The organism is Micromonospora violae (assembly GCF_004217135.1).
Lineage (GTDB): Bacteria > Actinomycetota > Actinomycetes > Mycobacteriales > Micromonosporaceae > Micromonospora > Micromonospora violae.
Genome location: NZ_SHKK01000001.1, coordinates 5,416,224 through 5,436,901, shown reverse-complemented (window position 1 = coordinate 5,436,901; position 20,678 = coordinate 5,416,224). Strand labels below are relative to the sequence as shown.

Annotated in this window: 24 protein-coding genes, 1 tRNA gene and 1 pseudogene; 16 read left to right on the top strand and 10 right to left on the bottom strand. The window is 71.3% G+C overall.

What is annotated here, in order from left to right; translation table 11 throughout:
- The first annotated feature begins 44 nt into the window (after positions 1 to 44).
- Positions 45 to 1,439: a DUF6114 domain-containing protein gene (locus EV382_RS24415; RefSeq protein ID WP_130405534.1), complete on the top strand. Its 1,395-nt coding sequence runs from the start codon at positions 45 to 47 to the stop codon at positions 1,437 to 1,439.
- 61 nt (positions 1,440 to 1,500) lie between these two features.
- Here EV382_RS24415 and EV382_RS24410 read toward each other — a convergent pair whose 3' ends face one another.
- Entirely contained in the window at positions 1,501 to 3,171 is a 1,671-nt protein-coding gene (locus EV382_RS24410; RefSeq protein ID WP_130405532.1) for a DUF885 domain-containing protein, read from the bottom strand.
- A gap of 130 nt (positions 3,172 to 3,301) precedes the next feature.
- Between EV382_RS24410 and EV382_RS24405 the strand changes: the two are divergent.
- A pseudogene (locus EV382_RS24405) lies at positions 3,302 to 4,391 on the top strand (DMT family transporter); the annotation flags it as partial.
- On the opposite strand, the gene EV382_RS24400 reads toward EV382_RS24405, so the two are convergent.
- Positions 4,280 to 5,347 carry a PHP domain-containing protein gene (locus EV382_RS24400; protein WP_130405528.1) on the bottom strand — a complete coding sequence of 356 codons (1,068 nt, stop codon included), beginning with the start codon at positions 5,345 to 5,347 and terminating at the stop codon, positions 4,280 to 4,282. The pseudogene EV382_RS24405 and the gene EV382_RS24400 sit on opposite strands and share 112 nt — an antisense overlap.
- A gap of 1 nt (position 5,348) precedes the next feature.
- Entirely contained in the window at positions 5,349 to 6,113 is a 765-nt protein-coding gene (locus EV382_RS24395; RefSeq protein WP_130405526.1) for a M23 family metallopeptidase, read from the bottom strand.
- A 64-nt stretch (positions 6,114 to 6,177) separates the two neighbouring features.
- On the opposite strand from EV382_RS24395, the gene EV382_RS24390 reads away from it, so the two are divergent.
- The 4 genes from EV382_RS24390 to EV382_RS24380 all read left to right on the top strand — a co-directional run bounded on the left by EV382_RS24390 (position 6,178) and on the right by EV382_RS24380 (position 8,084).
- Positions 6,178 to 6,567: a hypothetical protein gene (locus tag EV382_RS24390; protein ID WP_208758490.1), complete on the top strand. Its 390-nt coding sequence runs from the start codon at positions 6,178 to 6,180 to the stop codon at positions 6,565 to 6,567.
- Between the two features lie 112 nt (positions 6,568 to 6,679).
- A complete protein-coding gene (locus tag EV382_RS32895) occupies positions 6,680 to 6,847 on the top strand; it encodes a hypothetical protein (RefSeq protein ID WP_165435851.1) in 168 nt (55 codons plus the stop codon).
- A 117-nt stretch (positions 6,848 to 6,964) separates the two neighbouring features.
- Complete coding sequence (locus EV382_RS24385; protein ID WP_130405524.1) at positions 6,965 to 7,492, top strand: tRNA adenosine deaminase-associated protein; 528 nt, start codon at positions 6,965 to 6,967, stop codon at positions 7,490 to 7,492.
- A 145-nt stretch (positions 7,493 to 7,637) separates the two neighbouring features.
- Positions 7,638 to 8,084 carry a nucleoside deaminase gene (locus EV382_RS24380; protein ID WP_208758651.1) on the top strand — a complete coding sequence of 149 codons (447 nt, stop codon included), beginning with the start codon at positions 7,638 to 7,640 and terminating at the stop codon, positions 8,082 to 8,084.
- 13 nt (positions 8,085 to 8,097) lie between these two features.
- On the opposite strand, the gene EV382_RS24375 is transcribed toward EV382_RS24380, so the two are convergent.
- Together EV382_RS24375 and EV382_RS24370 are read right to left on the bottom strand one after the other, a co-directional pair.
- On the bottom strand, positions 8,098 to 9,252 hold the full coding sequence (locus EV382_RS24375) for a sensor histidine kinase (RefSeq protein WP_130405520.1): 1,155 nt from the start codon (positions 9,250 to 9,252) through the stop codon (positions 8,098 to 8,100).
- Entirely contained in the window at positions 9,249 to 9,905 is a 657-nt protein-coding gene (locus tag EV382_RS24370) for a response regulator transcription factor (RefSeq protein ID WP_181518658.1), read from the bottom strand. Before EV382_RS24370 ends, EV382_RS24375 begins: the two co-directional genes overlap by 4 nt.
- A gap of 129 nt (positions 9,906 to 10,034) precedes the next feature.
- Here EV382_RS24370 and EV382_RS24365 point away from each other — a divergent pair, with 129 nt between their 5' ends.
- The 4 genes from EV382_RS24365 to EV382_RS24350 are packed head-to-tail and all read left to right on the top strand — an operon-like array spanning position 10,035 to position 13,538.
- Positions 10,035 to 10,559 carry a hypothetical protein gene (locus tag EV382_RS24365; protein WP_130405518.1) on the top strand — a complete coding sequence of 175 codons (525 nt, stop codon included), beginning with the start codon at positions 10,035 to 10,037 and terminating at the stop codon, positions 10,557 to 10,559.
- Complete coding sequence (locus EV382_RS24360; RefSeq protein ID WP_130405516.1) at positions 10,556 to 11,647, top strand: peptidoglycan-binding protein; 1,092 nt, start codon at positions 10,556 to 10,558, stop codon at positions 11,645 to 11,647. The genes EV382_RS24365 and EV382_RS24360 overlap by 4 nt, the downstream gene beginning before the upstream one ends.
- An 8-nt stretch (positions 11,648 to 11,655) precedes the next feature.
- A complete protein-coding gene (locus EV382_RS24355) occupies positions 11,656 to 12,339 on the top strand; it encodes an ABC transporter ATP-binding protein (protein ID WP_208758650.1) in 684 nt (227 codons plus the stop codon).
- Positions 12,339 to 13,538 (top strand): ABC transporter permease, encoded by a 1,200-nt coding sequence (locus EV382_RS24350; protein ID WP_130405512.1) that lies wholly within the window; start codon positions 12,339 to 12,341, stop codon positions 13,536 to 13,538. The genes EV382_RS24355 and EV382_RS24350 overlap by 1 nt, the downstream gene beginning before the upstream one ends.
- 133 nt (positions 13,539 to 13,671) lie before the next feature.
- On the opposite strand, the gene deoD is transcribed toward EV382_RS24350, so the two are convergent.
- Complete coding sequence (deoD, locus tag EV382_RS24345) at positions 13,672 to 14,379, bottom strand: purine-nucleoside phosphorylase (protein WP_030328147.1); 708 nt, start codon at positions 14,377 to 14,379, stop codon at positions 13,672 to 13,674.
- A gap of 75 nt (positions 14,380 to 14,454) precedes the next feature.
- Between deoD and EV382_RS24340 the strand changes: the two genes are divergently transcribed.
- Positions 14,455 to 14,541, top strand: a tRNA-Ser gene (locus tag EV382_RS24340).
- Positions 14,542 to 14,631: 90 nt separating this feature from the next.
- Here the strand turns inward: EV382_RS24340 and EV382_RS24335 are convergent.
- Both EV382_RS24335 and EV382_RS24330 read right to left on the bottom strand, forming a co-directional pair.
- Positions 14,632 to 15,126, bottom strand: coding sequence for a hypothetical protein (locus EV382_RS24335; RefSeq protein ID WP_208758489.1), 495 nt, complete (start codon positions 15,124 to 15,126; stop codon positions 14,632 to 14,634).
- 93 nt (positions 15,127 to 15,219) lie between these two features.
- Positions 15,220 to 15,774, bottom strand: coding sequence for a hypothetical protein (locus tag EV382_RS24330; RefSeq protein WP_130405507.1), 555 nt, complete (start codon positions 15,772 to 15,774; stop codon positions 15,220 to 15,222).
- A 37-nt stretch (positions 15,775 to 15,811) separates the two neighbouring features.
- On the opposite strand from EV382_RS24330, the gene EV382_RS24325 reads away from it, so the two are divergent.
- A complete protein-coding gene (locus EV382_RS24325; RefSeq protein ID WP_244236803.1) occupies positions 15,812 to 17,614 on the top strand; it encodes an integrin alpha in 1,803 nt (600 codons plus the stop codon).
- A 93-nt stretch (positions 17,615 to 17,707) separates the two neighbouring features.
- Here the strand turns inward: EV382_RS24325 and EV382_RS24320 are convergent, their stop codons facing one another.
- Both EV382_RS24320 and EV382_RS24315 read right to left on the bottom strand, forming a co-directional pair.
- The gene (locus EV382_RS24320) at positions 17,708 to 17,899 is read right to left on the bottom strand and encodes a DUF397 domain-containing protein (RefSeq protein WP_130405505.1); all 192 of its coding nucleotides are present in this window, start codon (positions 17,897 to 17,899) and stop codon (positions 17,708 to 17,710) included.
- Positions 17,890 to 18,657 carry a helix-turn-helix domain-containing protein gene (locus EV382_RS24315; RefSeq protein WP_130405503.1) on the bottom strand — a complete coding sequence of 256 codons (768 nt, stop codon included), beginning with the start codon at positions 18,655 to 18,657 and terminating at the stop codon, positions 17,890 to 17,892. Before EV382_RS24315 ends, EV382_RS24320 begins: the two co-directional genes overlap by 10 nt.
- A 197-nt stretch (positions 18,658 to 18,854) precedes the next feature.
- On the opposite strand from EV382_RS24315, the gene EV382_RS24310 reads away from it, so the two are divergent.
- The 4 genes from EV382_RS24310 (at position 18,855) to EV382_RS24295 (ending at position 20,670) form a co-directional block, all read left to right on the top strand.
- Positions 18,855 to 19,097, top strand: coding sequence for a flavin reductase (locus EV382_RS24310; protein ID WP_130405501.1), 243 nt, complete (start codon positions 18,855 to 18,857; stop codon positions 19,095 to 19,097).
- Positions 19,098 to 19,203: 106 nt separating this feature from the next.
- Complete coding sequence (locus tag EV382_RS24305; RefSeq protein ID WP_130405499.1) at positions 19,204 to 19,641, top strand: YbaB/EbfC family nucleoid-associated protein; 438 nt, start codon at positions 19,204 to 19,206, stop codon at positions 19,639 to 19,641.
- 4 nt (positions 19,642 to 19,645) lie between these two features.
- Positions 19,646 to 19,972: a hypothetical protein gene (locus EV382_RS24300; protein WP_130405497.1), complete on the top strand. Its 327-nt coding sequence runs from the start codon at positions 19,646 to 19,648 to the stop codon at positions 19,970 to 19,972.
- On the top strand, positions 19,969 to 20,670 hold the full coding sequence (locus tag EV382_RS24295; RefSeq protein WP_130405495.1) for a WXG100 family type VII secretion target: 702 nt from the start codon (positions 19,969 to 19,971) through the stop codon (positions 20,668 to 20,670). The genes EV382_RS24300 and EV382_RS24295 overlap by 4 nt, the downstream gene beginning before the upstream one ends.
- Positions 20,671 to 20,678 lie beyond the last annotated feature (8 nt).

The window sequence follows — 20,678 nt, the reverse complement described above, 5'->3', positions numbered from 1 at the left end:
CCCACCCCCGCTCGGTCCCGTTCCTGCTCGGCCAGGAGGAGTACGTGACAACCGCGAACCCGTCCCACGCCCGGCCCGGTGGCCCGGCCCAGGCGTGGCGGCTCTTCCGCCGCTGGCAGCGCAGCCGGCCGTTCTGGGGCGGACTGCTCATCGCCCTGGCCGGGCTGGAGATGTTCGCCTCCACCCGGATGACCCTCAACGGCCTCAGCTTCCACAGTGGCGCCACCGGCCTGCTCTCACTGCTGATTCCGGTCATCCTGGTGACCTGTGGCCTACTGCTCTGGTTCACCCCGGCGCAGCGGTTGTTCTACTCGATCGTCGCGGCGGTCACCGCGGTGTACTCGCTGATCGGGCTCAACCTCGGCGGCTTCTTCGTCGGCCTGCTGCTCGGCATCGTCGGCAGCGCCCTCGCCTTCGCCTGGACGCCGATCCGTCCCGCGCCGCCCGAGCCGGTTGAGGCCGACGCGTCGAGCCCGGGGCAGGAGCCACCCGAGCGGGCGGCCGACGAACAACAGGCCATCCCGCAGCAGCCAGGCCCCGAACCGGCGGTTTCCGAGCCGGCGCGGGCGGAGGGGCCGGGGCACGCGGCTGACCCGCGTACCTTCGGCATCGTCCTGGTGGTGATCGGCCTCGCCGTTGGCGGGCTGGCCTCCCAGCCGCAGGCCGTGCAGGCCGCGTCGACCCGACCGGCCGTGACCGCCTGCCCCACCCCCTCCCGGACCGCCACCCCGTCGCCCAGCGGCAGCGCGGCCACGCCCACACCGACTCCGAGCCCGACGCGGGGCAGCATCATCGGCGGCATCCTGGACCGAATCGGTGACCTGCTCGCGGGTGGCGACGAGGAGGAGAGCGCGACGCCGTCGCCGGCCCCGACCTCCCGACCGAGCGCCACGCCGACGACCCGGCCCAGGCCGATCACCTGCCCGTCCCCGCCGCTCGGGAAGCCGGGGACGCCGGGCAAGCCGGGGAGGGTGGAGCCGGGCAAGCCGTTGCCGCGCATCGCCGACGACCCGAACCTGCCGACGGTCGCACGGACACCGTCCAAGCTGACCGGGTCCTCGGTGAAGATGACCCAGCTGCGGTTCGAGGGAATCACCGACCTGCACACGGTGAAGGGCGACCTCAAGGTGCTGAAGTTCAGCATGCGGGAGGCGGTGACCGACGACTTCCTGCTGCGCGCCGACGGCCCCGAGGGCCGCAACCAGCGGTACGCGACCGACCGGTTGACCGTCAGCGGTGACGTGGCCTTCTACGCCACCCGGTTCGTCGGCAAGCTGCTCGGCATCAAGGTCACTCTGACTCCGGACCTGCCGTTTCCGGACGGCATCCCGATCACCGTGCCCTTCTCGGTCACGTTCACCGACCCGGTCATCGACCTGGCGTACGTCACCAGCAACACGCTCACCGCGCGGCCGGCGCTGGCGCTGACCCTCGGCTGAACGCGCGGCTGCGCACGACGGCGGACTCTTCGTACCGCCGGCGTGCGCAGCCGCAGCCCGATCAGAGCCGGGCCAGCGCCCGACGCAGCGGGTCGAGGCCCAGCGCGCCCAGGTCCAACGCCTGCCGGTGGAACTCGCGCAGGTCGAAGTCGGCGCCCTTGCGGGCCTTGGCGTCCTCGCGGGCCTGGAGCCAGATCCGCTCACCCACCTTGTACGACGGTGCCTGCCCCGGCCAGCCCAGGTAGCGGTTCAGCTCGAAGCGCAGGTTTTCGTCCGGAACCCGGCAGTGCGCCCGCATGAACTCCCAGCCCAACTCGGGCGTCCACCGCTCGCCCGGGTGGAAACCGAAGGGGTTGTCCTTCGGGATCTCCAGCTCCAGGTGCATGCCGATGTCCACGATCACCCGTGCCGCACGCATCGCCTGGCCGTCGAGCATGCCCAGCTTGTCGCCCGGGTCCTCCAGGTAACCCAGCTCGTCCATCAGCCGCTCCGAGTAGAGCGCCCAGCCCTCGCCGTGCCCGGAGACCCAGCAGAGCAGCCGCTGCCAGCGGTTGAGCAGGTCGGCCCGGACGGCGGTCTGCGCCACCTGGAGATGGTGCCCCGGCACGCCCTCGTGGTAGACCGTGGTCACCTCTCGCCAGGTGGAGAAGTCGGTGATGCCCTGCGGCACCGCCCACCACATTCGACCCGGGCGGGAGAAGTCCTCACTCGGGCCGGTGTAGTAGATGGCGCCGTCGCTCGTCGGGGCGAGGCAGCACTCGATGCGGCGGACCTGCTCCGGGATGTCGAAGTGGGTGCCGTGCAGCTCGGTGATCGCCTTGTCGGCCAGCGACTGCATCCAGTCACGGAAGGCCTCCTTGCCCTGGATGGTCCGGGCCGGGTCGGCGTCCAACGCGGCCACGGCCTCGTCGACCGTGGCGCCGGAGCCGGCGATGCGCCCGGCCACCACCCGCATCTCGGCCTCCAGGCGGGCCAGCTCCGCGAAGCCCCAGGCGTACGTCTCGTCCAGGTCGACCTTGGCACCGAGGAAGTACTGCGAGGCGAGTTCGTAGCGCTCCCGGCCGGCGGCCTGCTTGTCCCGCCCGTGCGGAGCCAGTTCGGTACGCAGGAACTGGCCGAACTCGGCGGTCGCCGCGGTCGCCGCAGCCGCGCCCCGACGCAGCTCCGAGCCGAGCGTGCCCTCCGCCCCCAGCCGCTCGACCAGCCCGTGGAAGAAGTTGTCACCGGTCGGGTCGACCCAGATGTCGCACTGCTTGGCCACCTCGACCAGCTGCACCTTGGAGCTGACCTCACCGGCGGCGAGGGCCTCACGCAGCGTGGTCTTGTAGCCCTCCAGCGCGGCGCTGAAGCTGTTGAGCCGGGCGGCGATGTTGGCCTGGTCGTCGCTGGTCGCGGTGGGCATCAGGTCGAACACCATGCGGATCTCGTGCAGCCCACTGGTGATCACGCTGACCTCGCTGGTCACCTCGCCCGCGTCGTACCGGGCGAGGTCCAGGCCGAGTCGTTCCTGCATGGCCTCCTTGGCGGTCCGTTCCGATTCGGTCTCCGGCTCGGTCACCTCCAGTTCGGCGAGGGTCCGGCGGGTGAGGTCGGCGCGGGCCCGGTAGCCGTCGGGGGAGAGGTCGTCGAGTTGGTGGTCGTGGCCGGCGATGCCGACGAAGGTCGCACCGGTGGGGCTCAACGGCGCCCACTCGGCCACGTAGCGGTTGGCGAGTTCATCAATTCGTCCCACGCTGCGACCCTACGTGACCACCCCACCCCCCTGTCGCCGACGTTTGTCGAGTTCGAGCTGCGGCTCCGGGCACGGCGTGACGCCGAAAAGGGGCGCGACTTTGTCGTACGGTTACGGCAGAGTGTCAGGGGTGACCACCGATACCACTCCTGACAAAGCGCCGGTCCGCGCCTGGCTGCCCGGCTTCGTCGCCCTCGCCGCGATCTGGGGTTCCAGTTTCCTCTTCATCAAGGTCGGGGTGGCCGAGCTGCACCCGGTTCAACTCACCCTCTACCGGGTCGTCGCCGGTGCGTTGACCCTGCTGGTGGTCCTCGCCGTGCTGCGCGACCGGCTGCCCCGCGAGCCCCGCGTCTGGGCACACCTGACCGTCGTCGCCGCCTTCGGCGTGGCCGTGCCGTTCACCCTCTTCGGCTACGGCGAGCAGCGGGTCGAGTCGATGCTGGCGGGCATCTGGAACGCCACCACGCCGCTGATCGTGCTGCCGCTGGCGGTGCTGGTCTTCCGCACCGAGCGACTGACCCTGCGCCGCGCGGTCGGGCTCGGGCTGGGCTTCGTCGGGGTGCTGGTGGTGCTCGGGGTCTGGGAGGGCATCGGCGGGGCGCACTTCACCGGGCAGCTCATGTGCTTCGGTGCGGCGGCCTGCTACGGCGTGGCTATTCCGTACCAGAAGCGGTTCGTCGCCGGCAGCGCACACTCGGGTCTGTCGCTCTCCACCGCGCAACTGCTGCTCGCCGCCGTGCAGTTGGCCATCGTGACCCCCTTCGTCGCCGGCCTGCCGCCGCTGCCCACCGAGTTGTCGGCGAAGGTGGTGGCAAGTGTGCTGACCCTCGGTGCGCTCGGCACCGGGCTCGCCTTCGTGATCAACATGCGCAACATCCGGGTGGCAGGTGCGAGCACCGCCTCCACCGTCACGTACCTGATCCCGATCTTCGCGGTGTTGATCGGTGCCCTGGCGCTGGGCGAGCGCCTCAACTGGCACCAACCGGTCGGCGCGCTCATCGTGCTGCTCGGGGTCGCGGTCTCGCAGGGCGTTCTCGGCCGCCGCCGGACCAGCCCGGTGGCCGGCGTCGGGGCTCCCGCCGCCCCGGCCGCCGAACCGGTCCGCTGATCAGCCGCGCGTCCAGGCCACCAGTTGCTCCGCCGACCAGGTGTTGACCACCCGGTCGGCGGGGACACCGCAGAGTGCCGCGCGTTCGCAGCCGAACCGTTGCCAGTCGAGCTGGCCGGGCGCGTGCGCGTCGGTGTTGATGGCGAACCGGCAACCAGCCTCCAACGCGCGGCGGATCAGGCGCTTCGGCGGGTCCTGCCGCTCCGGCCGAGAGTTGATCTCGACGGCGGTGTCGTGCTCGGCGCACGCCGCGAAGACGGCGTCCGCGTCGAAGTCGCTCTCCGCCCGGGTACGGGCACGGTGCCCCCGATCGCCCGGACCGGTCACCCCGGCCGGACGCGACGACACCATCCGGCCGGTGACGTGGCCGAGGATGTCCAGGTGCGGGTTGGCGACCGCCTTCACCATGCGCCGGGTCATCTTCGACCGCTCGTCCTTCAGGCCGCTGTGCACCGACCCGACCACCACATCGAGCCGCGCCAGCAGGTCGTCGTCCTGGTCCAGGGAACCGTCGGCCAGGATGTCCACCTCGATGCCGGTGAGAATCCGGAAACCCTCCGGCAGGGCCGCGTTGACCTGCGCCACGTAGTCGAGCTGCTGGCGCAGCCGTGCGGCGGTCAGCCCCCGGGCCACCGTCAGCCGGGGTGAGTGATCGGTCAGCACCAGATACTCGTGGCCCAACTCCACCGCGGCCAGCGCCATCTCCTCGATGGGCGAACCGCCGTCGGACCAGTCCGAGTGGGTGTGACAGTCGCCGCGCAGGGCGGCGCGCAGCGCCGTGGCCTCGGCGTCCAGATCGCTGCCCTCGGTCGCCACCAGTCGGCGGAGATAGACCGGCTCCTCACCGGCGAGGGACTCCGCCACGCAGCGGGCCGTGACGTCACCGACCCCGGCCAACTCGGTGAGCGTGCCATTGCCGGCCCGCTCGGTCAGCTCAGCCGTGGACAGCCCGGCCAGCGCCTTCGCCGCCGACCGGAACGCGCGTACCCGATAGGTGGCCTCGTTCGCCCGCTCCAACAGGAACGCGATCCGGCGCAGATCGGCGATGGGATCTCTCGCGTCAGCCATCTCAGGGCGCCTTCGGGCAGCCGTGCTTGCGGTGCCAGGCGGTCACCTCGGCGGCCGGTTCGCGATTGCCGCCGCGCCGCCACGAGTCCAGATAACGCGCCGGCCAGATCACCCCGCGCCGGATCCACCAGCCGTCCTTGCCCGCGCACGCCGGCGAGATGCCGAAGTGCACGTGACAGACGTTGTTCGCGTTGCCGGTGCGGCCCACCTTGCCCAGTTGCTGCCCGGCGCGGACCCGCACCCCGGCATCGACGCCGCTGGTCACGGCACTCAGGTGCGAGCCGTAGTAGCGCACCCCGTCGTCGCCGAGCAGCGAGACCGACAGGCCACCGTTGTCGGGGCCCTGCGGCCCACGCTTGTGGTACCGGTCGACGCGGCTCACCTCCAACACCGTCCCGTCGGTCACCGCCACGAACGGCTCACCACAGTCGGCGAAGAGGTCCGTCGCCGGGTACGCCCCGTGCGTCGGGTGATAGTCGACGTTGTCGGCGCGTACCGGAAAGACATGCTTCAGCCCGGTGCGGGGCGCCGTCGCTGACGGCCCGGCCGACGACGACACCGGCGGGCTGGGCTCGGTCACCGTCGGCGTGGGGGTCGGCGACGCCGGCTGGTCGGCGGTCGCCCAGGCCGCCGGTGGTGTCGGCGCGACACCGTCGGACGGCACCCCCGGCCGGGTGGTCGCGCAACCGGCCGCCAGCACCGGGGCGAGCAACAGCAGGATCGGGTACGCCGGACGAGCGCGGCGGCTGATCGTCGGCGAGGACATCCGGTCATCCTGGCAGAGCCGGTACCGTGGGCACGAGCGGCACGCGTGAGAGAGGGCAGCGACGGTGACCATTGCCCGACCGGAACCTGGCCCGGATTTCGGGGCCGCCCGCCCGCTGCCACGTACCCCCTCGGGGCTCTTCCCCTCCGGGCCACCGGCCCGGCCCACCTACCGCGAACCGCACCCGGTCAGCGGCGGTGGGGTCGCCGCCGGCGGCGGCACGGCGGCCGGTTGGCTGCTCCTGTTCGGGCTGCTCGGCACCGACCTGGCCAGCTACGCGTGGTGGACGGTGATCGCCGGCCTGCTGGCCTGGGGCACCGCCCTGGTGCTGGTCCGCTACGGCGACCGGGGGGTGGCCACCGGGGTCGCCCTCGTCACGGCGGGTGGCTGGAGCATCGCCGCCGCCGTGGTGGCGGTCCGCTGGGCGACCAGTGGTGACTGGCCGCTGTGGTGACCGGCACGCACAGGCTTCGGAAACGGCGTTCGGTGACTGCGCCCTGTGCCCGGTTGGCTGCGTAGCGAACGCCGTCTTGACGTGGCCGCCGAGACTCGGCACGCTCGGAACCATGGCCTGGACCACCCCGCGGCAGGATCCCGATCGCAGCCGCCGCCGCCTGCAGTTGCTGGCCGAGTTGGCGGGCGCCCGGGCGGTCCGCCAACGCAGCCGACCCCAGCGGCAGCGCACCGAACGTCTGCGCCAGCTCATCGCCACCCGCCGTCGAGTCGCCAGCTGATCCGACTTTGTCAGGAATGACCCGCCCTTCGGGGCGTTGACGGGTCGCCTGCCGACCCGACCGGCTAACGTGCACGCGTAACGAGTCGACGCTGTGTCGAGGGCTATTGGGGGGACCGTGTCGTACTTCGCTGCGGCCGTGGTGCGCGACGACAGTGGCTGGACCGCCGCCGAGGTGAGCCTGCGTGGCGCCACCGACATCGACGAGGTCGCCGACCGGCTGCGTGACGTCGACCAGGAGGCCGACGTGTCGCTGCTGTTCGTCGAGGCCGACGACGCGTATCTGGTGATCCTGCGCCTCGACGAGGGCGAGGATCTGCGGGTGTTCGGTTCGGACTCCGCGTACGCCGAGGAGTCGCAGCTGGGGGCGCTGCTGGTCGGTGACCTGAAGACCTCGGTCACCGGGCTCGACGGCGACGACGAGCCACGCCCGGTCACCAGCGGTGACGACGAGAGCGAGCAGCCCGTCGTCGACCCGGAGGCCGACCCGGTCGGTGACGCGGACCTGCTGGCCAACCTGGGCATCTCCGCGCAGAAGCTGCTGACCTTGTGCACCCACGAGGGAATGCTGCCGGCGGACGTCACCGCCGAGATCTGCCAGGTGCTCGGCTGCGTCGACGAGGTCGAGGAGCTGCGTGAGGTCTGAGCCGGCCGACGCCACCGATCCGTCGTTGGCGTCGATCCGGCCGGGACAGCCGACCCCGGGTGCGGTGGGCCGCGCCGGGCCCGGTGCCCACGAGGGCCTGGCCGAGCTGGGTGAAATCGGCCGACGGCAACGGCACGAGCTGTGGATGCGCCGCGCCCTGGAGATCGCCGTCACCGGCCCGCCCGTCGACGACGCGGTACGCGCCGATGTCGACGACGTGCCGGTGGGTGCGGTGCTCTACGGTCCGGACGGCACCGAGTTGGCCACCGGACGCAACGAGCGGGAGCTGACCGGCGACCCCACCGCCCACGCCGAGGTGCTGGCCCTGCGCCGAGGCGCCGAGCGCGCCGGCCGGTGGCGACTGGACGACTGCACCCTGGTGGTCACTCTCGAACCGTGCACCATGTGCGCCGGGGCGCTGGTGCTGGCCCGGGTCTCCACCGTCGTGTTCGGCGCGTGGGAACCCAAGACCGGCGCGGCCGGGTCGCTGTGGGACGTGCTGCGGGACCGTCGGCTCAACCACCGACCCGAGGTCTACGGCGGGGTGCTGGAGGCCGAGACCGCCGCCGTCCTGCGCGCGTTCTTCCGCTGAGACAGGTCGCCGGTCAGGCCGGCGGCAGGGTGACCGTGACGATCAGGCCGCCGGCCGGGCGGGGTTGCGCCTCAGCGGTCCCGCCGTGGGCCCGGGCGACCGCGCGGACGATGGACAGCCCCAACCCGAAGCCCCGCGCGCCAGCGACCCGCTCCCGCGACAGCCGGCGGAAGGGCTGGAACATCGTCTCGACGTCGTAGCCGGGGATGACCGGGCCGGTGTTGATCACCGTGAGGGTGGGTCGGCCGTCAACCAGCCCGGTACGCACCTCCACCCACCCGTCGGCGGGCAGGTTGTGGCGCAGCGCGTTCTCCACCAGGTTGAACGTGAGCCGCTCCAACAAGACCGGGTCGCCGCTGGTCGGCGCCGGGGCCAGAGCCCGTCGTACCGGCACACCGGGCGCCTGCCTCCCGGCCTGATCCGTCGTGTGCGCGCAGACCTCGGCCAGGTCGACCGGCGTCCGCTCGGTCAACTCGTTCTCCGAGTCGGCCAGGGTCAGCAGGCCGTCGATCAACCGCTCGTGGCGTTCGTTGACCGCCAGCAGCGACTCGCCCAGTCGCCGGGTCTCGGCCGAGGCGTCCGGGCGGGTGACCGCCAGCTCCACCAGGGCGCGGTTGAGCGCCAGCGGGGTACGCAGCTCGTGCGAGGCGTTCGCCACGAACCGGCGCTGCCCGTCGAAGGAGCGGTCCAGCCGTTCCAACATCTCGTCGAACGTGTCGGCGAGTTCGCGTACCTCGTCCGGAGGGCCGGTGAGCGCGATCCGCTCGTGCAGACCACGGCCGGCGGTGTCCGCGCCGGCGATCCGTCGGGCCGTGCCGGTGATCTGGTGCAGTGGCTGCAACGCCCGGCCGGCCAGCAACCAGCCGAAGGCGATCGCCACCGTCGACACCACGATCAGTGCGATGCCGCCCTGGGTGAGCAGCGACTCCAGGGCGTTGCGTTTCGCCTCGTCCTGCACCTCCTGCACCAGGGTGCGCAGGTTGTCGATGTTCTGCCCGCTGGGCGTCGTGGGGGTGGTCTTCGGCAGGTCCCGCAGGCTCACCCCGAACGGCTGCGGCATCCGCTGATCCACCAGCACGTACGTGACGGCGAGCAGGACCACGCCGGCCAACAGGAACAGCCCCCCGTAGATGAGGGTCAGCCGGGCGCGGATCGTCAGGCGTTTCATCGGATCTGGTACCCCGCTCCGGGGACCGTTTCGATCACCGGCGGGTCGCCGAGTTTGCGGCGCAACTTCATGACGGTCACGCGTACGACGTTGGTGAACGGGTCGATGTGCTCGTCCCAGGCGCGTTCCAGCAGGTCCTCGGCGGAGACCACCGCGCCGTCGGCGCGGAGCAGCTCGGCCAGTACCGCGAACTCCTTGCGGGACAGCGCCACGTGCCGGTCGTCCCGGCGCACCTCGTGTCGGGCCGGGTCGAGCTGGATGCCGGCGCGACGTAGCGTCGGCGGTGCCGCCGGACGGGACCGGCGGGTCAACGCGTGCACCCGAGCCGACAGCTCGACCAGGGCGAACGGCTTGGTCAGGTAGTCGTCGGCACCGAGCGCCAACCCCGCCACCCGCTCCCGGACCGCCGCCGACGCGGTCAGCATCAGCACCCGGGTCTCCCCGCCCGCGTCCACGATCGCCCGGCACACGTCGTCGCCGTGCACCACCGGCAGGTCCCGGTCCAGGACCACCACGGCGTACTCGTTGACCCCGAGCCGTTCCAACGCGGCGTCCCCGTCGTACGCCACGTCGACCGCGAACGACTCCCGACGCAGCCACTCGGCGATGGCGTCCGCCAGCACGTTCTCGTCCTCGACCACCAGCACTCGCACCCCTCCATGGTGCTCGGGGTGCGGTAACGGCGGCATAACCGCCGACGGTAACGCCGGAGATACGCCCGCTGCCGTGCACTGGGTGCCACGTTCGGCGAACCGCGCCGGACCGGAGCGGAGGTGGACACCATGCGACGACAGGTGCTCGCGATCCCCGTCCTGCTCGCCCTGGCGCTGGCCGGGTGCGGCGCGGGAAGCGACGACGGCGGCGGGGTCGCGACCGCCGGCGGGGCGAAGGCCGAGGCCACGGCGAGCGGCACGCCGGTCAGTGACTCGGACCGGCAACTCGCCTTCGCCCGGTGCATGCGGGAGAACGGGGTGGACCTGCCGGACCCGACGGCGGGTGACCGACCCGGCTTCCGGTTCGGCGCGGACGTGGATCGGCAGAAGGTCCAGGCGGCCATGGAGAAGTGCCAGGACAAGCTGCCCAACGGCGGGCAGGGACCGCAGCTCAACCCCGAGCAGGCCGAGCAGATGCGCACGTTGGCCAAGTGCATGCGGGAGAACGGGGTGCCCGACTTCCCGGACCCGGACGCCGACGGGCGGGTCCGGATCGGGGCGGGGAACAACGCGATCAACATCGGCGATCCGGCCATGAAAGCCGCGCTGGAGAAGTGCCGGCAGCACGCACCGCAGTTCGGGGGTGGCCGGTGACCGGCACCACCCGACGTTCGCGGCTGCGCGCCGCCGTCACCGGAGGCGTCGTTCTGCTGGTCGCCGCCGTGGCCGTGGTCGCCGCGGTGGGCTTCGGCGGCGGGCCCGACGGGGGCCCCGCCCAGGCCGGAGGCGCACCACCCGCCACCGCCACGGTCACCCGGCAGACCCTCGCCGACTCGGAGACCGCCGACGGTGAGCTGGGGTACGGCACGACGCGTACCGCCACCGCGAAGCTCAGCGGCACCATCACCGGGCTGGCGGCGACCGGGTCGACGGTGCGCCGCGGTAAGGCGCTCTACCTGGTCGACAACGAGGAGGTGGTGCTCCTCTACGGCGGGTTGCCCGCGTACCGGACCCTCGCCCCCGGGGTGGAGGGTGCCGACGTCGCGCAGTTCGAGCGGAATCTCGAAGCGCTGGGCTACACCGGCTTCACCGTCGACGACGAGTACACCGGTGCCACCGCCGACGCCGTCCGGGAGTGGCAGGAGGACCTGGGTCTGCCCGAGACCGGTCGGGTCGAGCCGGGTCGGATCGTGTACGCCGACCGGGAGGTGCGGGTGGCGAGCCAGATCGCCGACGTCGGCGATCTCACCCAGCCCGGCCAGGCCGTACTCACCTACACCGGCACCAGCCGGGTGGTCACCGTCGAGCTGGACGTGGACGACCAGCGGCTGGCCAAGCGCGACGCAAAGGTCTCCGTGAAGCTGCCGGACGGCCGGGCGGTGGCGGGCACGATCAGTACCGTCGAGACGGTCGTCCAGCCCGGCTCGACCGGCGCCAACGGGCAGTCCGGCGACGCCGAGACGAAGATCGAGGTGACCGTCGCGGTGACCGACCCAAAGGCCCTCACCGGCTTCGACCAGGCCAGCGCGGACGTCACGTTCACCGTCGCGGAGCGCCGCGACGTGCTCACCGTGCCGGTGGCGGCGCTGTTGGCGCTCGCCGAGGGCGGCTACGGCGTCCAGGTCGTCGAGGGCGGCGCGAGTCGGATCCTCGCGGTGACCACCGGGTTGTTCGCCGACGGCCGGGTGGAGGTCACCGGCACCGGCGTCACCGAGGGCGCGACGGTGGTGATGCCGACGTGAGCGGCGAGGTGATCGTGCTCGACCGGGTCAGCAAGCGGTACGCCGGCGGTGTCGTCGCGTTGGATGACGTGTCGCTGCGGATCGGCCACGGCGAGTTGGTCGCGATCGTCGGCCCGTCCGGATCGGGTAAGTCGACCATGCTGCACCTGATCGGCACCCTGGACCGGCCGTCGTCGGGCAGCGTGCTCATCGACGGGTACGACGCGGCGACGCTGACCGACCGGGAGCTGTCCGCGTTGCGGGCCACCCGGATCGGCTTCGTCTTCCAGCAGTTCCACCTGGCGCCCGGCGTTCCGGTCGTGGACAACGTGGCTGACGGGTTGCTGTACTCCGGCGTACCCCGCAGGCGGCGGCGCGACCGTGCGGAGGCCGCGTTGGTCCGGGTTGGCCTGGGCCACCGGCTGGGGCACCGGCCGCACGAGCTGTCCGGCGGTGAGCGGCAGCGGGTGGCCGTGGCCCGCGCGGTGGTCGGCGAGCCGGCGGTGCTGCTCGCCGACGAGCCGACCGGCAACCTGGACTCCCACTCCGGGGCCGGGGTGTTGGAGTTGCTGCACGATCTGCACCGGGCCGGCACCACCGTCGTGGTGATCACCCATGATCGGGAGATCGCGGGGAGCCTGCCCCGGCAGGTGCGGATGCGCGACGGCGCGGTGCGGCACGATTCGGCCCTCGCGTCGGGCGGGGTCGGCTGATGGCGACGTTGACCCCGGCCCGGCTGGGACCGGCGGACGTCCTGCGCGTCGGCGGGGTGGGGCTGCGGACCCGTCCGCTGCGGGCGTTCCTCTCCGCGTTGGGCATCGCGATCGGGATCGCCGCGATGATCGCGGTTGTCGGGATCTCCTCGTCGTCCCGGGCCGAGCTTGACCGGGCGCTCGACGCGCTCGGCACCAACCTGCTCACCGTCGAGCCGGGCAACACCCTGTTCGGCGCGGACGCGCAACTGCCCGAGGAGTCGATCGCGATGATCGGGCGGATCGGCCCGGTGACCGAGGTGTCCGCGACCGGTCAGGTCTCCGACGCCAAGGTGTACCGCTCCGACCGGATTCCGGCGGCGGAGACCGGTGGCATCGCCACCCGGGCGGCCCGACTGGACCTGCTCGGCACCGTCGGGGCCGAGGTGGCCACCGGCACCTGGCTCAACGAGGCGACCGCCCGCTACCCGGCGGTCGTGCTCGGCGCCACCGCCGCGCAGCGGCTCGGCATCACCACGGCGGACCCGCGGGTGCAGGTGTGGCTGGGCGGGCGGCCGTTCACCGTGGTCGGAATTCTGGCCGCCACACCACTCGCCCCGGAACTGGACACCTCGGCGTTGGTCGGCTGGCCGGCGGCGACCGAATACCTGGGCTTCGACGGCCACCCCACCACCGTCTACACCCGGGCGCAGGAGTCGCAGGTCGAGGCGGTCCGGTCGGTGCTCGGCGCGACCACCAACCCGGCGGCGCCGAACGAGGTGGAGGTGTCCCGGCCCTCGGACGCGCTGGCTGCCGCCGAGGCGACCGACGACGCGTTCACCGGTCTGCTGCTGGGCCTGGGCGCGGTCGCCCTGCTGGTCGGTGGGGTCGGTGTGGCGAACACCATGGTGATCTCGGTGCTGGAACGGCGAGCCGAGATCGGCCTGCGTCGGTCACTCGGGGCCACCCGCGGTCAGGTCCGGACCCAGTTCCTCGCCGAATCGCTGCTGCTCTCCGCGCTCGGCGGGATCGGCGGGGTGGTGCTGGGCATCCTGGTCACCTCGGGCTACGCCCTGTCGCAGAACTGGCCGACCGTGGTGCCGGCCTGGGCGATGCTCGGCGGGGTGGGCGCGACGCTGGTCATCGGCGGTTTCGCGGGCCTCTACCCGGCCGTACGCGCCGCCCGCCTCGCACCCACCGAGGCGCTGGCCGCCGTCTGAGCGGGGCGCGTGGCCGCCGTCTGAGCGGAGGGCTTCGCCGTCTGAGCGGGGTGGCGGGGACGAGCGTGATGACTGTCAGGCATCTTGATGCCGCACAGTCATCACGCTCGTCGCGGTGCTCCCGCCGAACAGGTCAGGCGATGATCGTGTCGAGGGCGATCTCGACCATCTGGCTGAAGGTCTGCTCGCGCTCCTCCGAGGTGGTCTTCTCGCCGGTCTTGATGTGGTCGCTGACGGTCAACACGGTCAGCGCGCGGGCCTTGAACCGGGCGGCGATCGTGTACAGCGCCGCCGACTCCATCTCCACCGCCAGCACGCCGTAGTCGGCGAGGGTGTCGTACAGGTCCGGCCGGTCGGTGTAGAAGGCGTCCGCCGCCAGGATCGGCCCGACGTGCATGCTGATGCCGCGCCGCTCGGCCACCTCGACCGACGTACGCAGCAGCCCGAAGTCGGCCACCGGGGCGTAGTCGATCAGCCCGTCGAAGCGCATCCGGTTCATGTTCGAGTCGGTGGACGACCCGATCGCCGCCACCACGTCGCGCAGTTGCAGGTCGGTGCTGAGGGCGCCACAGGAGCCGACCCGGATCAGCGTCTTCACGCCGTACTCGTTGATCAGCTCGTGGGCGTAGATGGAGGCCGACGGCATGCCCATGCCGGAGCCCTGGACGGAAACCTCGACACCGTTCCAGCGCCCGGTGAAGCCCAACATGCCCCGAACCGTCGAGTAGCAGGTGGCGCCCTCGAGGTAGGTCTCCGCGATCCACTTGGCCCGCAGCGGGTCGCCCGGCATCAGGACCCGCTCGGCGATCTCGCCCGGCTTCGCGCCGATGTGCGTACTCATGGCAAAGATCCTGCCAGGCCGGCCCGGGCGATACCGGTTCGGCGTCCGAACCGGCGGTCCTGTACCCTCGTCGGCGGTGGCGTGTCCGAGCGGCCTAAGGAGCACGCCTCGAAAGCGTGTGAGGGTTAACGCCCTCCGAGGGTTCAAATCCCTCCGCCACCGCTCTGTAGTGCAGAAGCGCCCGGTTGATCCGCGAGGATCGACCGGGCGCTTTCGTATGGGACGCCCTCGTTGACCGGTTCGTCCGTGTCGTCAGCAGGGGCCGGCGCCTTCGTCGAAGAGGCGGCGGGCCCAGTCCGCGTACCCGGCGATGGTTTTCCGGACCGTGCGCCCGTCGTGCAGGAACAGGTACGCGCGGTCGCCGCTGCGGGCGAGTAACCCGTCGAGGCGGTGCGTCCCCTGTGGAGCCTGGAGTCGGCTGACCTCCGGATAGCGGTCCCAGACTTGGCCGACGGGCGAACCCGCCGTTATGCCCTCCGGTGTCCGCATCGGGTCGCCGACCCAGAGCAGCACGAGTTTGTCCTCCATGAAGACCGGGCTGACCGTGTCATGGCCGGCGAGTATTGGCCCGCAGGCATCCAGGCTGGTCCGCAGGATGCCGCGTCGGGTCAGCTCACCCTCGGTGACACCGAACTCGATGTTCTGTAAGCCGTTCAGGTTGATGATCTCCACGCTGCCGGCGGGCCGACCCGCCGGGGTCGGCCCGGTTGGCGGTACGCCGCTGCCAGCAATCGAGGCAGCCGTCATCAGCGTGGCAATAAACGCAAATTGTCGCAATTTCATGGAATCCCCCCGTCCCCCAACGGAACGGGAGCGTTTCGGTTGCTGCCGGCGGCCGAATTACTGGTTTTCCCACTGTTCGACCAGCTCATCCCAGTAGTCGGCGCTGAGTCGACGGCGCCCGTGCGCCAGCCAGCCGTCGGTGTTCCGCTCCAGGTGCAACCCCAGTTCGGCGAACGGGTCGATCCACGTGCCGGGCTCCACACCGAGTCGGGTCAGCGCGCCGTTGATCGGCCACTGCTCGCGCGGCGCATCCAACTCGTCGTCGAAGCACGGACCCCAGGACAGCGCCCCGCCCAGCCACACCGCCGCCGACTGGTAGCCGGCACCGCCACCGAACTCCGCCTCCAGGTAGGCCACCGGCCCCGACTGTGACCAGCGGGCCAGCACCTCGACCAACGCCGTCGACAACACCAGGTCGAACGGGTGCGCGGCGCTCCGGTCGCCCGGCGCGAAATCCGGCAACGAGCCGGTCAGCTCGATCACCAACTGCGGGGTGACCGGCAGCAGCGCGAAGTCCTGGCGCAGCTCCCCGAGGATCGCGTGATCCAACCCGGCAACCTGCTCGCGGAGCAGCTCAGCGTCCGCGACCACCGCGCTGAGCTGGTAACCCATCGAACCCTCCGCCGTCCACAACCTGTGGATAGAACATGTGTACGACGGCGGCAAGGGCCGCCGGCTCTCGGACCGTACCCGCCCTTCGTGTCCAGCCCTCCAGCCGACTGCCCGTTCGTCTCATATCGACGACCTGATACCGCGCCTATGGTGTCCAGGCGCCTATCGAAACGGGGGCCCTATGCGGCGAAGCGCATCTTTTCTCGTCCTTTCCACCGTCCTCGCCAGCCTGGTAGTCAGTGCACCGGCGAAAGCTGCGGAAGGCGTCCGGACCATCACCCGGGACGGCGTCGTTCTTCAACACCACCAGATCTCCTGGATGAAGACGACGACCCGGTTCCGAGGTACGGGTGCCAGCCGCTCCGACTTCGACGGCGACGGCGTCGACGACATCGCGGCCACCGGCGACCCGTTCAACACCAACTCGCCGTTGTCCCCGTCCGGCGTGGTCAACGTGCGCTACTCCTCGGCCCCGAAGGTCGACTACTTCCTGGGCGTCATGCCGGAAGACGGCGGCTGCGTCTGTTTCGGGTTGGCACTCGTGACGGGAGACTTCAACGGCGACCGTTACGACGATCTGGTAATTGGCGACCCTGACGAGGCGGATCCCAAGAACAAGACCCACGCCGGCGGAGTCTGGGTCATCCCCGGCAGCGGTCTCGGCCTGGTGGTCGACGCGGCGATTCACTTCAACCAGGATTCACCGGGTGTTCCGGACAGCCCCGAGGTCTTTGATCAGTTCGGTGGCGCGCTCGCAGCCGGTGACATCAACGGGGACGGCCGCGACGACCTTGCCATCGGTGCCTGGGGAGAGGCGATCGGCAGCAAGGCGATGGCCGGTGCGGTCACCGTCCTCTTCGGCGGGTCCGCCGGTCTCACCGCCACCGGAGCGCAGCACCTCCAGCAGGACCTGGCCTGGGTGCCCGGCGCGGCGGAGGCCAACGACCAGTTCGGCTACACGCTCGCGATCGGGAAGGTCGACAACAACGGCTACCACGACCTGGTCATCGGCGCTCCTCGGGAGAACGACGGCGTGAGCTGGAACGGCAGTGGCATGGTCACCCTGATGTGGGGCTCGCCGAGCGGCGTGTCGTCCACCGGCGCCACCTCGGTCACCGGTGCGGTGGTGCAGACGAACGATGGGACCGACACTGTCGCGTGGTATCTCGGTGACGCGCTCGCGATTGGTGACGTGAACGGCGACGGGTTGGGCGAGGTGATCGTCGGTGCCCCCGGTGCCCAGACCCCGCACATCAATGGCGGTCTCATCGCGGCCTTCCCCGGCCGCGCCGGCGGCCTGTCCGGCAGCGGCGTGCAGATCATCACGCAGCGTACGGCCGGTGTGCCGGGCGATCCCGGGAATGACGACTACTTCGGTGGTGCGCTCGCGGTCGGTGATGTGACAGGTGACGGCAGGGCCGACGTGCTGGTCGGTGCCCCCGGTGACCAGATCGGCTCCCGAGCCGGGGCCGGCAGCGTCACCCTGCTCAAGGGGTCCGCCAGCGGGCTGACCGGGTCTGGCGCGCAGGCGTTCGACCAGAACCATTCGGCCGTCCCGGACGCGTCCGAGGCCGGCGACAAGTTCGGCTCCTCCGTGGCACTGCTGAACCTCGACCGCACCGCCGGGCTCGACGCCCTCGTGTCCTCGCCCGGGGAAGAGGTACCTGGTGACCAGGCCGGATTTGGGTCCGGGGTCATCAACCCGTTCTACGGTTCCAGTGGCGGGCTCGTCCCGCAGAACAAGACGTGGAGCGGTCTGTCGGAGCGAACCGAGGTCGTCTGGCCGCAGCGTTTCGGCCTCCGGATCGCCGGGCCGCAGAGTGGCGGCCTGCTGTTCTGAGCTGTGCACCGCAACGCCCGGCGGGTCTGCCACGACCCACCGGGCGTTTGCGTGAGTGCCGGCCGGAGGGCGCGACGGGTCGTCGGGGCCGGTTCAGGCCCGCCGGGCGAACTCGGTGACGAACGCGCGCCAGGCCGCGGGCGCGAAGGTGAGCGCTGGGCCGGCCGGGTCCTTTGAATCCCGTACGCCCACCACGCCGGGCAGGTTGTCGGCGACCTCGACACAGGCGCCGCCGTTGCCGCTGCTGCGGCTGCTCTTGCGCCACCGGGCGCCGTTCAGCTCCATGACTCCGCCACTTCCTCAATGAGTTCGACCGACTGCCGGTGGGACAACGCCTCCCCCCGCACGTTCTCCCATGCCGCCATCATGGCCGCGATGTCCTCGGGGTCGCTAGCCACTTGTCCCTGGAGTTGGTTGTCGAGGTAGCCGGCGACCCGGTGATCGTGGCTGTGCGCGATCACGAACGGCCCGTTCAGGCCGGCGTACGCGCCGACCGTGCTGGGCACGACGTGCACCCGGATGTGCGGCTCGGCGCACGCCGCCGCGACGGCCAGCAGTTGCTCGCGCATGGTCGACGGGCCGCCCACCGGGCGGCGGATGACCGCCTCGTCGACCACCGCCGTGAACTGCGGCGGGTCGTCGCGCCTGAGCACGCCCTGCCGGCCGAGTCGGACCGCGAGGTGCCGCTCAATCTCGCCCCGGGGGATCAGGCCTGCGCCGCCCAGCACCGCGCGGGCGTACGCCTCGGTCTGGAGCAACCCCGGTAGCACGGTCGACTCGAACCAGCGCAGCGACACCGCCTCGCGCTCGATCTCCTGCCACGGACGGAACCAGATGGGGTCACGACGTCTTGAAGTGTCCGGCCAAATGTCTGACACGTCCTTGTGGAGCGCCTCCGCCGCCGCCAGTCGGTGCCGCGGATGCGGGATGCGGTCCTCCGTCAACCAGCGCCCCACGGTCTTCGGGTCGACGCCGACGGTCTCGGCGAGGGATTCGGTGGTGTGCCCGGTATCGCTGAGCGCCACCCGAAGCGCATCGTTCACGACGCCTCCATCAGATGTCCTGAATATCTGAAAACCATATCGCTACGCGGTGTATCTGTCTCGTAACTCGCCCGAGGGTGGTCCACAGAAGACGGCGCGACCGGTGGAGGCGCAGGAGCCCGGCGGCCGGCGTCAGTCCGGGGGCCGCCCCGACGGGGAGGCGGGGCGACCCCCGTCCACCGCGAAGGAGGTCCGCTGTGCCCCGCCGCCGCTACCGGAACCACCTGCCGACCCGACCCACCTGGCGCTGTGCCGCGTGCGGCATCGCCTGGCCCTGCTCGGTGGCGAAGCTGCGGCTGCTCGGCGAATACCGGCACGACCGGCTCGCGTTGACCGTCTACCTGGCGACGCTGCAAACAGAGGCCAGCGAACAGCTCACCGACATCGACCCGGCCCAACTGACCGAACGCTTCCTCGCCTGGGCCCGCGCCCGCGCCTGACGCGTCGGCCGGGAGGACCTCGGCCCGCAGGTGGACAGTTGCGCAGACGCTCTCATGTTAATCTCGCTCAGCTAAGCATGATCACCTTGAGCGACCGAGGGGACACATGACGGCCGAGGTTCCACACGCGGGGGGGCTGCTGGACCCGGGCGGTGCCATGGATCGGCTCGCCGAGTGGAAGGGCCGCCTGGATCAGTTGGCGACCGCCACCGACGCGATGAGCGAGCGGATCCAGGAACTGCGGGTGACGGTCGCCGACGGCAACGGGCTGGTCGAGGTCACTGTCGACTCCGTCGGCGCGCTGGTCGACCTGCACCTGGGCCAGCGGGTGCAACGCGTCGCCCCCGATGTCATCGCCCGGACCATCATGACCACGATCGCGGCGGCAAAGCGGCAACTGGCCGACCGCGCTCAGGAGATCATCGGCGATACCCTGGGCAGCGATTCGTCCGCCGCGCGGGCGGTCGCCGAGCGTGTGGGCCAGCAACTGCGCGACGCCGAGCCCACCGTCGGTGGCCCGGACGAGCAGCACGGCCGGTGGTGAGTCGGTGAGCGCCGGGTTCGAGGTCGACGCCGAACAGATCCGCCAGCACGCCCGCAACATCGAGGCGTTGCGCGCCCGCTTCGGCGCGGTCAAGGACGCCAGCGCGCACATCACCCAGGACGACGCGGCGTACGGGCTGCTGTGCGGGTGGATCTCCGGGATCCTGGAGGGTCGGCACACTCGGCAGGACGAGCTGATCGCCTACGCCGAGGAGAACCTGGCCCTGGTCGTGAAGGGGTTGGGCACCACCGCGGACAACTACGCCAACGCCGACGCGGACTCCGACACCACAATCCGCAAGGTCGGTAGCCAACTGGATGCGACCTTATGACCGACGCGTCGCTGATCGCGGATGTCCAGTCGACCCGCAAACCCTGGACCGGCGCGGCCGCCGCGGACAGCTTCCAAGGTCTGGTCGACGCCATCCACAGTGAGGGCTGGGTCGATGACCTCCTGGCGGGCGCGGCGTTCGGCGTCGAGGCCGTCGCGACGGTGCTGGACCCCTTCAGCGCCCTGCTCGCCAACGGGCTGGGCTGGGCGATGGAGTACTTCGAGCCGCTGCGCGAGATCCTCGACCAACTCACCGGGATGCCCGACGTGGTGACCTCACACGCGTCGACCTGGAACAACATGGCCGCCGAGTTGGAGAGCATGGCCACCGACCTGAAGACCAGCCTCGGGGTGGACCTGCCCGGCTGGCAGGGGCAGGCCGCCACGGCGTACCAGGAGCTGATGGCGCACAACGTCACGGGGATCGACGCGTTGAGCGGCATCTCCGCGGCGATGGCCGCCGCGACCCAGGCCGCCGGGAACCTGGTGGCGTTCACCCGCGATGTCGTCCGCGACCTCATCGCCGACCTGGTGGCGCGCGTGATCGTGTGGGCCGTCGAGGCGATCTTCGTCGTCACGATCCCGGCGATCGCCGCGTCGATCGTGGCGGCCGTCGTCAAGTGGGCTGGACGCATCCTCACCTACGTCGGCGCACTGATCGCCAGCCTCACCAACCTGTCGAAGCTGCTGAACGGCTAGGGCGCAGA

Coding starts and splice junctions, on each gene's coding strand:
- EV382_RS24400 (WP_130405528.1), bottom strand. CDS start 5,347: ATGGCTGACGCGAGAGATCCCATCGCCGATCTGCGCCGGATCGCGTTC.
- EV382_RS24395 (WP_130405526.1), bottom strand. CDS start 6,113: ATGTCCTCGCCGACGATCAGCCGCCGCGCTCGTCCGGCGTACCCGATC.
- EV382_RS32895 (WP_165435851.1), top strand. CDS start 6,680: ATGGCCTGGACCACCCCGCGGCAGGATCCCGATCGCAGCCGCCGCCGC.
- EV382_RS24380 (WP_208758651.1), top strand. CDS start 7,638: ATGCGCCGCGCCCTGGAGATCGCCGTCACCGGCCCGCCCGTCGACGAC.
- EV382_RS24375 (WP_130405520.1), bottom strand. CDS start 9,252: ATGAAACGCCTGACGATCCGCGCCCGGCTGACCCTCATCTACGGGGGG.
- EV382_RS24365 (WP_130405518.1), top strand. CDS start 10,035: ATGCGACGACAGGTGCTCGCGATCCCCGTCCTGCTCGCCCTGGCGCTG.
- EV382_RS24350 (WP_130405512.1), top strand. CDS start 12,339: ATGGCGACGTTGACCCCGGCCCGGCTGGGACCGGCGGACGTCCTGCGC.
- deoD (WP_030328147.1), bottom strand. CDS start 14,379: ATGAGTACGCACATCGGCGCGAAGCCGGGCGAGATCGCCGAGCGGGTC.
- EV382_RS24335 (WP_208758489.1), bottom strand. CDS start 15,126: ATGACGGCTGCCTCGATTGCTGGCAGCGGCGTACCGCCAACCGGGCCG.
- EV382_RS24330 (WP_130405507.1), bottom strand. CDS start 15,774: ATGGGTTACCAGCTCAGCGCGGTGGTCGCGGACGCTGAGCTGCTCCGC.
- EV382_RS24320 (WP_130405505.1), bottom strand. CDS start 17,899: ATGGAGCTGAACGGCGCCCGGTGGCGCAAGAGCAGCCGCAGCAGCGGC.
- EV382_RS24305 (WP_130405499.1), top strand. CDS start 19,204: ATGACGGCCGAGGTTCCACACGCGGGGGGGCTGCTGGACCCGGGCGGT.
- EV382_RS24295 (WP_130405495.1), top strand. CDS start 19,969: ATGACCGACGCGTCGCTGATCGCGGATGTCCAGTCGACCCGCAAACCC.